13 protein-coding genes are annotated in these 13,654 nt (G+C 40.2%); all 13 read right to left on the bottom strand.

Going from position 1 to position 13,654, the window contains the following annotated elements:
• Positions 1–5: 5 nt before the first annotated feature.
• The 13 genes from fliF to sucC all read right to left on the bottom strand — a co-directional run bounded on the left by fliF (position 6) and on the right by sucC (position 13,571).
• Positions 6–1,598: a flagellar basal-body MS-ring/collar protein FliF gene (gene fliF, locus NSS78_RS07880; RefSeq protein WP_327840672.1), complete on the bottom strand. Its 1,593-nt coding sequence runs from the start codon at positions 1,596–1,598 to the stop codon at positions 6–8.
• Between the two features lie 49 nt (positions 1,599–1,647).
• Positions 1,648–1,965, bottom strand: a complete 318-nt coding sequence (gene fliE / locus NSS78_RS07875; RefSeq protein WP_003212183.1) for a flagellar hook-basal body complex protein FliE — start codon at positions 1,963–1,965, stop codon at positions 1,648–1,650.
• A gap of 11 nt (positions 1,966–1,976) precedes the next feature.
• Positions 1,977–2,429 carry a flagellar basal body rod protein FlgC gene (gene flgC, locus NSS78_RS07870; RefSeq protein WP_012009953.1) on the bottom strand — a complete coding sequence of 151 codons (453 nt, stop codon included), beginning with the start codon at positions 2,427–2,429 and terminating at the stop codon, positions 1,977–1,979.
• Complete coding sequence (gene flgB / locus NSS78_RS07865) at positions 2,429–2,818, bottom strand: flagellar basal body rod protein FlgB (protein ID WP_012009952.1); 390 nt, start codon at positions 2,816–2,818, stop codon at positions 2,429–2,431. The genes flgC and flgB overlap by 1 nt, the downstream gene beginning before the upstream one ends.
• Before the next feature lie 286 nt (positions 2,819–3,104).
• Positions 3,105–3,884, bottom strand: a complete 780-nt coding sequence (codY, locus tag NSS78_RS07860) for a GTP-sensing pleiotropic transcriptional regulator CodY (protein ID WP_003210838.1) — start codon at positions 3,882–3,884, stop codon at positions 3,105–3,107.
• Between the two features lie 34 nt (positions 3,885–3,918).
• Positions 3,919–5,319, bottom strand: coding sequence for an HslU--HslV peptidase ATPase subunit (gene hslU, locus NSS78_RS07855; protein WP_003211907.1), 1,401 nt, complete (start codon positions 5,317–5,319; stop codon positions 3,919–3,921).
• Between the two features lie 16 nt (positions 5,320–5,335).
• Positions 5,336–5,881: an ATP-dependent protease subunit HslV gene (gene hslV / locus NSS78_RS07850; RefSeq protein ID WP_003211247.1), complete on the bottom strand. Its 546-nt coding sequence runs from the start codon at positions 5,879–5,881 to the stop codon at positions 5,336–5,338.
• Between the two features lie 14 nt (positions 5,882–5,895).
• Positions 5,896–6,813: a tyrosine recombinase XerC gene (xerC, locus tag NSS78_RS07845; RefSeq protein ID WP_003211704.1), complete on the bottom strand. Its 918-nt coding sequence runs from the start codon at positions 6,811–6,813 to the stop codon at positions 5,896–5,898.
• Positions 6,814–6,875: 62 nt separating this feature from the next.
• Positions 6,876–8,180, bottom strand: coding sequence for an FADH(2)-oxidizing methylenetetrahydrofolate--tRNA-(uracil(54)-C(5))-methyltransferase TrmFO (gene trmFO, locus NSS78_RS07840; RefSeq protein ID WP_003212444.1), 1,305 nt, complete (start codon positions 8,178–8,180; stop codon positions 6,876–6,878).
• A 70-nt stretch (positions 8,181–8,250) separates the two neighbouring features.
• On the bottom strand, positions 8,251–10,326 hold the full coding sequence (gene topA, locus NSS78_RS07835; protein ID WP_003212237.1) for a type I DNA topoisomerase: 2,076 nt from the start codon (positions 10,324–10,326) through the stop codon (positions 8,251–8,253).
• A 193-nt stretch (positions 10,327–10,519) separates the two neighbouring features.
• Positions 10,520–11,422, bottom strand: coding sequence for a DNA-processing protein DprA (gene dprA, locus NSS78_RS07830; protein WP_050945050.1), 903 nt, complete (start codon positions 11,420–11,422; stop codon positions 10,520–10,522).
• A 63-nt stretch (positions 11,423–11,485) separates the two neighbouring features.
• Positions 11,486–12,388: a succinate--CoA ligase subunit alpha gene (sucD, locus tag NSS78_RS07825; protein WP_003212080.1), complete on the bottom strand. Its 903-nt coding sequence runs from the start codon at positions 12,386–12,388 to the stop codon at positions 11,486–11,488.
• 22 nt (positions 12,389–12,410) lie between these two features.
• The gene (gene sucC / locus NSS78_RS07820) at positions 12,411–13,571 is read right to left on the bottom strand and encodes an ADP-forming succinate--CoA ligase subunit beta (RefSeq protein ID WP_003211841.1); all 1,161 of its coding nucleotides are present in this window, start codon (positions 13,569–13,571) and stop codon (positions 12,411–12,413) included.
• Between the last annotated feature and the right edge of the window lie 83 nt (positions 13,572–13,654).

Below are 13,654 nucleotides of genomic sequence, written 5' to 3'. Positions count from 1 at the left end.
TCCTCCTAATCCTCGGACAGCCAGCTGCGTAGCAATTTAGCAAAGTCTTCTGGTTTATCTTTTGCCATTTTTTCAAGCTGATTTTTCCTCACCATTTCTTCTGTTTCTGGTTCAGTGTCGATATCAGGAACATGAATTGGTGTATGTTCATCAAACTCAAACTCTTCTTCCTCTTCTTTTCTGCGTTTACGCACAAGAAGAATAATGAGAGCGATAATTGCAAGTAGTAGCACACCGCCTGCAATATAAACCCAAATTGGAATATTGTTTGATGGGTTTTCTGCTGCAGTTTGCTGTTTACCGTCTAATTTTGATACAGATAAAACAATTTTGTTATCTAAGTCCGCTTGAGTGAGCGCTTGACCATTTGTGTATTCTTTATCAATTGACGTGCTAATGATCGTTGAAAGAATCTTTTTAATATCATCTTGTCTTTCAGCTGTTAAAGAGTTCACATCGTTTGCAGTTGGTGGTTCGACCAATGCTTGAATGCCAACATCTCTAATTTTATAAGGGCTCTCTTTGATATCTTTATGAATGCGGTTGACTTCATAGTTGATACGATCTTCGCTCTTTTCGTAATCTCCGCTACCATTCGCTCCATCGGCGCCTTGATAGTTTGTGACATCATCGTCGCCTGTTCCAGCGGTTCCACCAGCTGCTGCACCATTTCCTGAATAAGTTTCAGCAATCTTTTCAGCGCTGACAGCGATGCCTTGCATGTTTTCTTTATCAACTGGTTCTACAAGGTCTTCTTTTCTTTTCTCTTCAGTAAAATCAATGTCTGTTGTGACCGATACAGCGACTTTTTCTTGACCCATCATTGTTCCCAGCAGCTGTTGAATTTTTCTTTGAAGGTTCTTTTCGATTTCTTCTTTTTTCTGCTGCTGTGCATCCATTCCACTTGCATAGGAATCGGAACTGCTGTTTAAATCGTAGTAGTTGGAATCTTGGTCCATAATGACAATGTTTTCTGTCTTTAAATTCGGTACACTTTTTGAAATAAGATGATAAAGGCCTTTTACTTGCTGCGGCGCGAGCGTGTAGCCACGTTCAACTTGCAGCACAATGGATGCTGATGCATTACTTTGCTCTTCTCCAACAAAAACGGAATCTTTTGGCAGGTTAATCATAACTTTTGAATCTTTGATCCCATCAATCGTGTTGATTAGATTGGATAGTTCTGTCTGAGTTGCGTCTACTTTCAGAACATCAAATTCATTATCTGTTAAACCGAAGCCGGAATTATTCGCAAAGAAGGAGTAATCAATATTCCCTGTCTTAGGGAGACCCTCAGATGCGAGTGTTACTTTTAAAGAGTCGGCCTGCTTTTCTGGAACGAGAATCGTTGTTCCATTATTCGCAAGTTCCGATTTAACGTTTTTGCCATCTAGTTCCTGTTTGATTTGCCCAGCTTCTGCCTCAGACAAATCTCTAAACAATGGAACCATTTTTTCAGAAGAAGCAAAGATGCTAACAACCGTAATAATGATTGCTAGGGCAGCAACGCCGCCAATCATAAGTATTTTTTGTAATTTTGATCGATTTCGCCAAAACTCAACTGTTTTTGTTCTTAATTGCATTAAAGTACGATTCATCTTAACCCCCGGTCATTCCATTCAGTCTTTTTTTGTCCGTCAGCACCTCCTACATCTGCATTCTCATAATCTCTTGGTACGCTTCGACCGCTTTATTTCGAAACTCCGTTGCAGCTGTGAGTGTCACACTCGCTTTTTGCGAGGCAATCATGACTTCATCGAGATTGACATCTTTTCCTTGTGCAAGTGCATTTGTATACTGGTCTGATTTAAGCTGTGATTGATTTAATGCCTCAATGGAATTCTTCAGCACATCAGAGAAATTCGTTTGACTTTTAGGTGCAGCCGCATGAACGGACGATGCATTTGTCAATTCACTTGCTTGCTGAGCAGCTTGAAGCTGGAAAGGAGATATTGCGTTAACCAATTCTTTTCACCTTACTTTCCTATTTCTAAAGCTTTCATCAACATGCTTTTATTCGCATTTAGCGCGGTCACGTTTGCTTCATATGACCTTGAGCTGCTGATGAGGTCAACCATTTCCTTTAATGGATCAACATTAGGTGTTTGAACATATCCATTTTCATTGGCATCGGGATTTGTAGGATCATATTGAAGGTTGAATGGAGTTTCGTCTTCTGTAATCTTCGTTGCTTTCACGCCGTTTCCTAATTTACCGCTCGAATTCATGCTTGAGTTTAATATAGATGAAAACGATTCACCTGACGGCTGTAATGTGACGAGCTTACGTCTATAAGGCTCCCAGTTGCCATCAACCTGTTTCGCTCTTGTTGTATCCATATTTGCAAGGTTAGAGGATACAACGTCCATTCTGAGCCTCTGTGCTGTTAATGCAGAGGCCGAAGCGTTAACGCCTGAAAAAATTGACATCACTTACCTCCTGTCAAAACTGTTTTAAGAGAATTGAATTTTCCACTCATTCTTTCAACCAACGCATTATACTGAATTTGGTTTTTAGCGAGTTCACTCATCTCTTGATCAATATCGACATTATTTCCGTTTTCTTGATATGAAGTACGGTTGCTCGAAACAACTGAATAATTAGACCCTGTTTTAGAAAAATCAATGTGACCTTGGTATGTTTTTTTAGCATCTAACTTGATCGACGCATCGTTTAGCATATCATGAAATGCGACGTTTTTCGACTTGTAGTTCGGTGTGTCTATATTCGCGATATTATTGCTTATGACTTTTTGCTTAACATTCGCTCTGCCCAAGGCATTCTCAAGGTTGCTTATCGTTCCAGAAAATATATCCAAAACCATATACCTCCAATCATATGTATTTCATTCCATTTAATCATGTCGAGATTTGTAAAACCATATGTTCATTGTAAGAAATAATAGGATTAAAGTCTATGATGTATATGTAAAAAAAACTCGTAATATATATCTATTTTACGAATAGGTATAAAGACCTAGATTCAAAGAACTAAGAATTGTAAGGGTTTTCTTGGAAAAAAGAGTGTCATTTTTCGGACAAATCCTCTTTTTTTATAAAAAAAAACCCTTTTCAGCTTGTATTTCTGCTGAAAAGGGTTTTTGATTAATGAGATTTTAAATTTTCAAGTTCAATTAAAAATTTGTTGTTTAACACTTTGATATACGTTCCCTTCATTCCAAGAGAACGAGATTCGATGACGCCTGCACTTTCTAACTTACGTAAGGCGTTCACGATCACTGAACGAGTGATTCCTACACGGTCAGCAATTTTACTTGCCACTAGAAGCCCTTCGTTGCCATCAAGTTCTTCAAAGATGTGCTCAATGGCTTCAAGCTCACTATATGAAAGAGAACTAATCGCCATTTGGACAACAGCTTTACTTCTTGCTTCTTCTTCGATTTCCTCTGATTTCTCACGAAGGATCTCCATTCCAACAACTGTTGCACCGTATTCAGCAAGAATTAAATCATCATCTTTGAATGTATCTTGCAAACGAGACAGGATTAACGTCCCTAAACGATCTCCTCCTCCGATAATTGGAACAATGGTTGTCAAACCTGATTCAAATAAATCACGGTTCTCAATCGGGAAAGCTGTATACTCACTGTTAATGTCAAGATTTGAAGATGTTTCAGGGATGTTAAATAGACTCTTTGTATATTCTTCAGGGAACTGACGGTCTTCAAGCATTTTCTTCATACGCGGATTTTCAATCTGCTGGTTGATCGAGTAGCCTAGAAGCTTCCCTCTTCTGCTTAATACGAAAATGTTTGAATCAATGACATCTCTCAACGTTTCTGCCATTTCCTTAAAATTAACTGGTTTCCCCGCTGCATCTTGCAGCATTGAGTTAATAATCCTTGTTTTTTGTAGTAACGCCATATTAATGATCCTCCTAGATTACTTTATTCATTTGTTAAAGTATAAATTGACTTAAGTCTTTGTTATTCGCAATCTTTCCTAGCTTCTCTTCTACATACTGAGGGGTAATGGTCACTGTCCCTAGTGTAATATCAGGCGCCTCAAATGAAAGCTCTTCAAGCAGCTTTTCAAGTATGGTATGAAGCCTTCTTGCACCGATGTTATCTGTCTCCTGATTGACATGATAAGCCACTTCGGCAATCTTATGAATAGCATCGTCAGAAAATTCAAGAGATATACCTTCTGTTTCAAGTAAAGCTTTATATTGCTTTAATAATGCATTATCTGGTTCCGTTAAGATTTTCACAAAGTCTTCGATACTTAATTTATCTAATTCTACACGAATTGGGAAGCGCCCTTGAAGCTCTGGAATCAAATCTGATGGTTTTGCCATATGAAATGCACCTGCTGCTACAAAAAGCACATGGTCTGTTTTCACTGCCCCATATTTCGTCATCACAGTTGAACCTTCTACAATCGGTAAAATATCACGTTGAACCCCTTCACGAGAAACATCTGCAGATGATGCACCACCGCTTTTAGCGATTTTATCGATTTCGTCGATAAAAATAATTCCTTGCTGCTCTGCTTTATAGACAGCTTCTTGACTGACTTCATCCATGTCAATCAGTTTTGAAGCTTCCTCAGCTGTTAACGCCTTTCTTGCTTCTCTGACGGTCAGCTTTCTGCGTTTTTTCTTTTTAGGCATGAGATTGCCGAGCGCATCCTGCATGTTCATGCCCATTTGCTCCATACCCGAGCCCTGAAGCATATCAAACATGGATGGCTGCTGCTCTTCGACTTCGATCGTGACGTAATGATCTTCAAGTTCGCCCATAGCCAGTTGATGAGCGATTCGCTTTCTTGTCGATTCAAGTTCAACTTCTTCACTTGATTGATCTCGATCACGGTCATCTTCATCAGAACCACCAAACAGCATCTCAAAAGGATTTTTCACAGACTGGCTTTTTTTCTTGCCAGGAACAAGTAAATGAACAAGACGTTTATTTGCTTGTTTTTCTGCTTCTTCTTGAACGTCTTTCATCTTTTCTTCTTTGACAATTCGGATCGCTGTCTCAACTAGATCTCTGACCATCGATTCTACATCACGGCCGACGTAACCAACTTCAGTAAACTTCGTCGCTTCCACTTTAATAAAAGGCGCACCAGAAATTTTTGCAATTCTGCGGGCAATCTCTGTTTTCCCCACACCTGTTGGGCCGATCATTAAAATGTTTTTCGGAACGACTTCATCCTTTAGCTTATCATGTAAAAGGCTTCTTCTGTAACGGTTTCTTAAAGCCACCGCCACTGCTTTTTTCGCATCAAGCTGACCAATAATGTATTGATCAAGCTTTTCAACTATCTCTCTTGGGGTGAACGGCTTTTTCTCCATACGTCTCATGTCCTTTCTATTCAAGCTCTTCTAAAGTGATTTGATCGTTCGTGTAGACACAGATTTCTCCAGCGGTTTCAAGAGCTGCCTTTGCAATATCTCTTGCTGTGAGATGATCACCTGCATGTGTTTTGAGTGCTCTCCCGGCGCTAAGCGCATAATTGCCGCCTGAGCCGATGGCCAAAATACCGTCATCTGGTTCGATGACCTCTCCTGTCCCAGAGACAAGCAGGATGCTGTCTTTGTTCATAACGATCAGCATGGCCTCAAGCTGTCTAAGCATCTTGTCACTACGCCATTCTTTTGCTAGTTCTACGGCTGCCCGCTTTAAGTTACCACCATATTCTTCAAGCTTCGTTTCAAACTTTTCAAAGAGTGTAAATGCATCTGCTACTGAACCTGCAAAACCTGCAAGCACCTTGCCTCCGAAAAGACGGCGCACTTTTTTTGCTGTGTGTTTCATCACGACAGCCTGCCCGAAAGTGACTTGACCGTCTCCAGCCATCGCACTTTTTCCTTTGTGTTGAACGGCAAAGATGGTTGTTGCATGAAATGATGACATGAAAAAACCTCCTTTTAGGATCGTTTAAAAGCCCTTGGGTGATGAGACATGTACGTTTTCCTTAAAGAATCTTTTGATACATGCGTGTACACCTGAGTTGATGATAAATTCGAATGACCAAGAAGTTCTTGAACACTTCTCAAATCTGCCCCCTCATTTAAGAGGTGTGTGGCAAAGGTGTGCCTTAACATGTGAGGATGGATATGTAATGTGCCTGACGCCTTTTTCATTAGTTCAGTGAGAATGAATCGAACGCCTCTGTCTGTAAGAGGCGCCCCGCGCTGATTCAAAAACACATATGCATCAGCACGATCATTCCCCTTCGCTTTCAGCTTTAGCCTTCCATCCTCTAAATAAGTGATGAGCGCTTCATGAGCATATGAACCAAAAGGAACATACCGCTGCTTGCTGCCTTTTCCATGAACAAGCACTGTATCCATCGATAAATCAAGATCAGATTCTTTTAATGAACATAACTCACTGACCCTCATACCTGTTGCATAAAGAAGTTCTAAAATCGCTTGGTTTCTTTGCCCAAGCGGTGTGCTGACATCAGAAACTGTAAAAAGCTCTTTTAGTTCCTCTTCATACAAAAATGAAGGAATTCGCTTATCCTGCTTTGGTAAGCTAACGAGTAAAAAAGGATTTTCTTTCACAAGCTGTTCTCTTAATAGAAATTTATAAAAGCTGCGAAGCGCAGAGACTTTCTTACTAATCGTTCTTCTTGTCAGGCCTTTTTCATAAGCTTCTGTTAAATAAATTCTCGTATCTTGATAGGATACCTCTTCAAAACCGTCTATTCCTTGAACGTTCATAAATCTGACAAACTCTTCAATCGCTTCTGTATATCCTGAGATGGTTAAAGCAGAATAGTTTTTTTCAATTTGCAGATATTCAATGAATAAGTGGACAAGACGCTGTTTATTCGTCATTTTTACACCTCTTTAAGGCTTTTAAATGGTATCACATATCTTGCTTTCCGTGCAATGATTTACTACAGAGATTTCGAAATAGTTTGAATAGTTTCGATTGCGCGCTTAGCGTACTCCGCATAACGCTCTTGTTTGTTTTTAATGCGAACACCAAGATCTTTCAACAAACCAAAATTCGCATTCATTGGCTGGAAGCTTTTCTTGTTTGTCGATGTGATGTAATAAGCCATGCTGCCGATCGCTGTTTCCTCCGGAAGTGTCACAAGCTCTTCTCCTTTGACAAAACGAGCGGCGTTAATTCCAGCCACTAGTCCGGAAGCTGCGGACTCGACATAGCCTTCAACGCCTGTCATTTGTCCGGCAAAGAATAGATCTTCTCTATTTTTAAACTGATACGTTGGTTTTAAAAGACTTGGTGAGTTAATGAATGTATTGCGGTGCATCACGCCATAACGAACAATCTCTGCTTCTTCAAGACCTGGAATCAAGCGGAATACTTCCTTTTGGTCGCCCCACTTCAGATGTGTCTGGAAGCCGACGATGTTATATAAAGTGCCTGCTGCATCATCTTGTCTTAATTGAACAACAGCATAAGGTCTTTTTCCTGTTTTCGGATCTTCAAGTCCTACTGGCTTCATCGGACCAAACAACATCGTTTTCTTTCCTCTTTTCGCCATGACTTCAATTGGCATACAGCCTTCAAAGAAGATTTCTTTTTCGAACTCTTTTAATGGCACAGTTTCAGCAGAAATAAGCGCGTCGTAAAAACGATCGAATTCTTCTTCTGTCATTGGACAGTTTAAATAAGCAGCTTCTCCTTTGTCATAACGTGATTTCAAGTACACCTTATCCATATCAATGCTATCTTTCTCTAGGATAGGAGCCGCTGCATCGTAGAAGTACAGATATTCTTCACCAGTTAACGATTTTAATTCTTTTGAAAGTGCTTCAGATGTAAGTGGGCCTGTCGCAATAATTGTTGGACCTTCTGGAATGCTTTGCACTTCTTCTTGAAAAACTGTCACATTCGGGTGATTTTTTACGCGATCAGTAACGTTTGCTGCAAATTCATGACGATCTACTGCAAGCGCTCCGCCAGCAGGAACTGAGCTTTCATCTGCAGCTGCGATAATCGCTGAATCTAAATGACGCATTTCTTCCTTTAATACACCGACCGCATTTGTCAAAGCGTTGGCACGCAGTGAATTGCTGCATACAAGCTCTGCAAATTTATCTGTGTGGTGAGCTGGCGTTTGTTTGACAGGTCTCATTTCATACAAGTTGACTTTAATTCCGCGTTTAGCAATTTGCCATGCCGCTTCACTTCCAGCTAAACCTGCTCCGATCACATTTACAAATTGACTCATTGTACAACTCTCCTATTTCGTAAGTTCTGTTTGATGACATAAAAAAGCAGGTGAACAAGGCTGCTCACCGCTATTTTTGTTGTTCCTCTTTATAATCACAATTCACACATTGAACTTGCATGCCTTTTTTCAGCTTTTTCTCTACAAGCATATTTTCGCATTTTGGACACTTTCTTTCAATCGGTTTGTCCCAAGAGACGAATTCACACTCTGGAAAACGATCACAGCCATAAAAAATGCGGCGCTTCTTAGATTTTCGTTCAACAATGTTTCCTTCATGACATGTCGGGCATTTCACACCAATATCTTTCACAATTGGTTTTGTGTTACGGCAGTCAGGAAAGTTAGAGCAAGCCATGAACTTACCGTATCGACCCATTTTGTACACCATCGGATGTCCACACTCTTCACAGTCAACTCCGGCGTATTCAGGCTCAATCTCAACTTCTTGCATTTCTGCTTCCGCTTTTTCGACCCGTTTTGCAAAGTCTTGATAGAAGCTGTCGATAATACGAACCCATTCGATCGTACCTTCTTCAACGCTATCAAGTTCTTTTTCCATTTTCGCTGTGAATTCCACGTTAATGATTTCAGGGAAGAATTCAATGATTAAGTTGAGAACAATTTCCCCAAGCTCTGTTGGGATAAACCGTTTATTATCAAGTGCGACATAGCCGCGCTTTTGAATCGTATCTAATGTTGGTGCATACGTAGACGGACGGCCTATACCTAGCTCTTCAAGCGTTTTGACAAGTCTTGCCTCAGTGTAGCGCGGAGGCGGCTGCGTGAAGTGCTGTTCAGGTTCGATATCTTTTGAAAGAACCGTATCACCTTCTTTAAGATCAGGCAGCATTTTGTCCTTTTCTTCTAGCTGGTCGTCTTTCCCTTCTACATATACCTTCATGAATCCAGGGAATTTCACTTTGCTTCCGTTAGCACGGAATGTAAGCCCGTTATTATCAAGGTCCACACTCATTGTATCAAGAACAGCCGGCGCCATTTGGCTTGCGACGAATCGTTCCCAAATCAATTTATACAGACGAAGTTGATCTCGGCTTAAAACATGTTTGACATCTGCTGGTTTTCTTAGCGTAGATGTCGGTCTGATGGCTTCGTGAGCATCTTGTGCATTTTCATTCTTTTTAGCGGTTCGTTTTGTTGTATTTAAGAAATTCTTACCGTACGTCTGATCAATGAAAGCAGATACTTCTTCAATCGCCGTATTGGAAATACGTGTTGAGTCCGTTCTCATGTATGTAATGAGTCCGACTGTACCTTCTTTACCAAGATCAATTCCTTCATATAATTGCTGTGCAATCATCATCGTCTTTTTCGCACGGAAGTTTAATTTTCTCGCAGCTTCCTGCTGTAAAGTAGATGTTGTAAACGGAACAGCTGGGTTGCGTTTACGCTCTTTTTTCGTCACTTTCTCTACAGAGAATTTGCTCCCTTTTAGTTTCGAAAGGATTTCTTTTACATCTTCTTTTGTTTTCAGTGGATGCTTTTTGCCATTGACGCCAAAGAAGCTCGCTTCGAAGCTTTCTTTTCCTTTTAGGAATGTACCGTCAATTGTCCAGTATTCTTCTGGTTTAAATTCATTAATTTCATTCTCGCGATCAATAATCAGGCGAAGTGCAACTGATTGAACACGACCAGCACTTAAGCCCTTTTTCACTTTCTTCCATAAAATCGGACTAATTTTATACCCAACGAGACGATCTAAGATCCGTCTTGCCTGCTGTGCATCAACTAAATCCATATTGATCATGCGTGGATGCTTAAAGGAATCTTTAATAGCATCTTTTGTAATCTCGTTAAAGACAACGCGGCAGTCAGAAGAGAGGTCAAGGTCAAGACTATGCGCTAAATGCCAAGCAATCGCTTCTCCCTCTCTATCGGGGTCAGCTGCGAGATAGACTTTCTTTACTTTTTTCGCAGCTGTTTTTAATTCTTTTAATACGGGGCCTTTCCCGCGAATTGTAATATACCTCGGTTCGAAGTCATGCTCAGTGTCAACACCAAGCTGACTTTTCGGTAAATCTCTTATGTGCCCCATTGAAGCCTTTACTTTATACTTTTTACCTAAATAACGCTCAATCGTTTTCGCCTTGGCTGGCGACTCAACGATGACTAAATAATCAGCCATACTCAAAATCCCCCTTAAGAGGTGTTCTCTCTTTATACATTTCACAATTCATATTTATGTTAATTGCACCTATCTAACAGGCAATCATGAAAAATTCTTTATGATGAACATCATTATAAACACGAAAAACAAAGTGTAAACTTAAATCCTCACTATTATTAAATATTCCTATGTCTTTTGTCAAACGATATTTTTATGAGAGTTCAGTATATTGAACGCTGCGGAAGGAGAATTCCTCTAAAATATCCTTCGTTGAATGAACAAGCTTTGCTCCCTGCTGTATAAGTCTGGCTGGACCTGTGGAATTAGGATCAAAGATTGATCCTGCAACCGCAAATACCTCTTTGCCTTGCTCAAGTGCTTGATAGGCGGTAATGAGTGAACCGCTCTTTTCTTTGCACTGAATCACGATGGTTCCACTTGTGAGCGCACTAATTAAACGATTCCTCAAAGGAAAATGCCACTTTTCTGGTTTGACGTAAGGCGGATGCTCAGATAAAAGCAAATGATGCTCGCCCATGTATTCAGCCATTTGCACATGTTCCTTTGGGTATAAGTGCTGAAATCCGCCTGCTATAATACCGATCGTTTTCCCTTTATTCCTAATGCACTCTTTATGTGCAAGTCCATCAATGCCTTTTGCTAAGCCACTGACAATCGTCCACTCTTCCTTTACAAGCTCACCAACAATTTTCTTCACACATGCTTCTCCATAAGACGATGGAACTCGTGTGCCTACTACACCTAAACTTTTTTCTTCATTTAAATACGATATGTTTCCTTTTAGGAATAACACAGGGGGAGGATCATAAATATGTTTTAGTGTGCTGGGATATAAGGGTGATGTGATGGGAATCATGTGAATGTTTTGCTTTAAATAGGCTTGAACGATGTGTTGAAAAATGGGGAATTCTTTTTCTTCGGCTTGTTTTAAGCGGGTAAAGTCGATTGTTTGTAATGATCGATCCTGTTTGAAATGATGTGTTTCTTCATTTATATATAGCTCAGGATCGACTTTCCACCATTTTGTTAACAAAGAGGGTGAGATGAGGCCTTTTAAGCGGTGAAAAATCATTCTTTCGGACACGTTGTACATACCATTCCTCCTGTTTAAGATAGAAAGAAGAAGACTTGTCAAAGAACAAGTCTTCTTGTGTCATTAATGCGTTTTACAAGCTTCAAAGAGATTCTTCTCTTTTAGTACTTTAATCAAAGTTTCTCCCATGACAGATGGTGTCTCTGCCACTTCAATTCCACATTCACGCATTGTTTTTACTTTTTCATCAGCTGTTCCTTTACCACCAGAAATAATGGCACCAGCATGTCCCATGCGTTTTCCTGGAGGCGCCGTTTTACCGCCAATAAAGCCAACAACTGGCTTTGTCATATTTGCTTTTACCCATTCAGCTGCTTCTTCTTCAGCCGTACCGCCAATTTCACCGATCATAATGACAGCATGTGTATCAGGGTCTTCATTGAATGCTTTTAATACATCAATAAAGTTTGTCCCATTGACAGGGTCTCCGCCGATTCCTACAGCTGTCGATTGACCAACGCCAGCTTCTGAAAGCTGATGTACCGCTTCATATGTAAGCGTTCCAGAACGAGAAACAACCCCCACATGACCTTTTTTATGAATGTAGCCTGGCATGATCCCAATCTTACATTCTTCAGGTGTAATGACACCTGGGCAGTTAGGGCCAACAAGTCTTGTCTTTTTCCCTTCCATATACCGTTTTACTTTGACCATGTCAAGTACTGGAATATGTTCTGTAATACAAATGACTAGATCGACTTCTGCATCAACAGCCTCTAAAATGGCATCTGCTGCAAATGGTGCTGGTACATAGATAACAGAAGCATTTGCTCCAGTTGTTTGAACAGCTTCAGATACTGTATTAAATACAGGAACTCCTTCTACTTCAGTTCCACCTTTTCCAGGTGTGACACCGCCAACAATATTTGTTCCGTACTCAATCATTTGTTTTGTATGGAACAATGCGGTTGAACCGGTAATCCCCTGAACAATTACTCTCGTATTTTTATTAATAAATACACTCATTTAGGTTCCCTGCCTTTCTGCTCTACTTGACTAAAGATACAATCTTTTCTGCCCCGTCAGCCATAGACTCAGCAGAAGTGATATTTAAGCCTGAATCGCTCAGGATTTTCTTCCCTAATTCAACGTTTGTTCCTTCAAGACGTACAACGAGTGGTAATGTTAAGCCGACTTGTTTCGTCGCTTCAACGACACCTTCTGCAATGACATCACATTTCATGATGCCGCCAAAAATGTTCACGAAAATCCCTTTTACATTTTGATCAGATAAGATGATTTTAAATGCTTCCGTTACTTTTTCAGCTGTTGCACCGCCGCCAACATCCAGGAAGTTTGCAGGGTCCCCGCCGTAATGCTTGATGATATCCATTGTAGACATCGCAAGACCTGCACCATTGACCATACAGCCAATATTTCCATCTAGAGAAATGTAGCTTAGATCATATTTAGATGCTTCAATTTCTTTTGGATCCTCTTCATCAAGGTCACGGTATTCTAATATATCTTTTTGTCTATATAAGGCATTGCTATCAAAGTTTAATTTCGCATCAAGTGCCATGACTTTTCCATCGCCTGTTACAACAAGTGGATTAATCTCAGCAATTGAACAATCTTTTTCAACGAACGCATTGTAAAGACTTGTCATAAACTTAACAGCTTGGCCAACTAATTTTGTTGGAATATTAATTTTAAACGCTACTTCTCTCGCCTGATAGCCTTGCAATCCAATCGCTGGGTCGATGACCACTTTGACGATTTTTTCTGGCGTTTTTTCTGCTACTTCTTCAATTTCAGTACCGCCTTCTTCAGAAGCCATCAATACAATTCTTGATGTCGCTCTGTCCAAAACAAGTCCAACGTAGTACTCCTTTTGAATATCGCAGCCTTCTTCAATAAGTAAGCGTTTTATTTCGCGCCCCTCAGGCCCAGTTTGATGTGTGACAAGTGTTTTGCCGAGCAATTCCTCTGCAAACCCTTTCACTTCATCTTTTGTTTTTGCAATTTTTACCCCGCCTGCTTTACCACGGCCGCCTGCATGAATCTGTGCTTTTACGACATATACAGAGCTTTCTAGCTCTTCTGATGCTTTCACTGCTTCATCAGGTGTAAATGCTACTTTACCATTTGGAACTGAAACCCCATATTTTCTTAGGATTTCTTTTCCTTGGTACTCATGGATATTCATTTCCCATCCTCCCAACATATGTAGAAACAAAAATTATAAAATAGACTGCGCTTTCATTTTAAAGAATAAAAAAGAGAATGTCT

Source organism: Bacillus sp. FSL W8-0920 (assembly GCF_038593215.1).
GTDB lineage: Bacteria > Bacillota > Bacilli > Bacillales > Bacillaceae > Bacillus > Bacillus pumilus.
Note: the sequence above shows the minus strand (reverse complement) of the source record. Positions and strands in the feature narration are given on the sequence as shown.

Bases quoted from the DNA above. Each gene is read 5' to 3' on its own strand.
- codY (WP_003210838.1), bottom strand. From the start codon at position 3,884: ATGGCGTTACTACAAAAAACAAGGATTATTAACTCAATGCTGCAAGAT.
- xerC (WP_003211704.1), bottom strand. From the start codon at position 6,813: ATGACGAATAAACAGCGTCTTGTCCACTTATTCATTGAATATCTGCAA.
- topA (WP_003212237.1), bottom strand. From the start codon at position 10,326: ATGGCTGATTATTTAGTCATCGTTGAGTCGCCAGCCAAGGCGAAAACG.
- sucC (WP_003211841.1), bottom strand. From the start codon at position 13,571: ATGAATATCCATGAGTACCAAGGAAAAGAAATCCTAAGAAAATATGGG.
- trmFO (WP_003212444.1), bottom strand. From the start codon at position 8,180: ATGAGTCAATTTGTAAATGTGATCGGAGCAGGTTTAGCTGGAAGTGAA.
- hslV (WP_003211247.1), bottom strand. From the start codon at position 5,881: ATGTCATCATTTCATGCAACAACCATCTTTGCCGTTCAACACAAAGGA.
- hslU (WP_003211907.1), bottom strand. From the start codon at position 5,319: ATGGAGAAAAAGCCGTTCACCCCAAGAGAGATAGTTGAAAAGCTTGAT.
- dprA (WP_050945050.1), bottom strand. From the start codon at position 11,422: ATGTACAACGTGTCCGAAAGAATGATTTTTCACCGCTTAAAAGGCCTC.
- sucD (WP_003212080.1), bottom strand. From the start codon at position 12,388: ATGAGTGTATTTATTAATAAAAATACGAGAGTAATTGTTCAGGGGATT.
- flgC (WP_012009953.1), bottom strand. From the start codon at position 2,429: ATGTCAATTTTTTCAGGCGTTAACGCTTCGGCCTCTGCATTAACAGCA.
- fliF (WP_327840672.1), bottom strand. From the start codon at position 1,598: ATGAATCGTACTTTAATGCAATTAAGAACAAAAACAGTTGAGTTTTGG.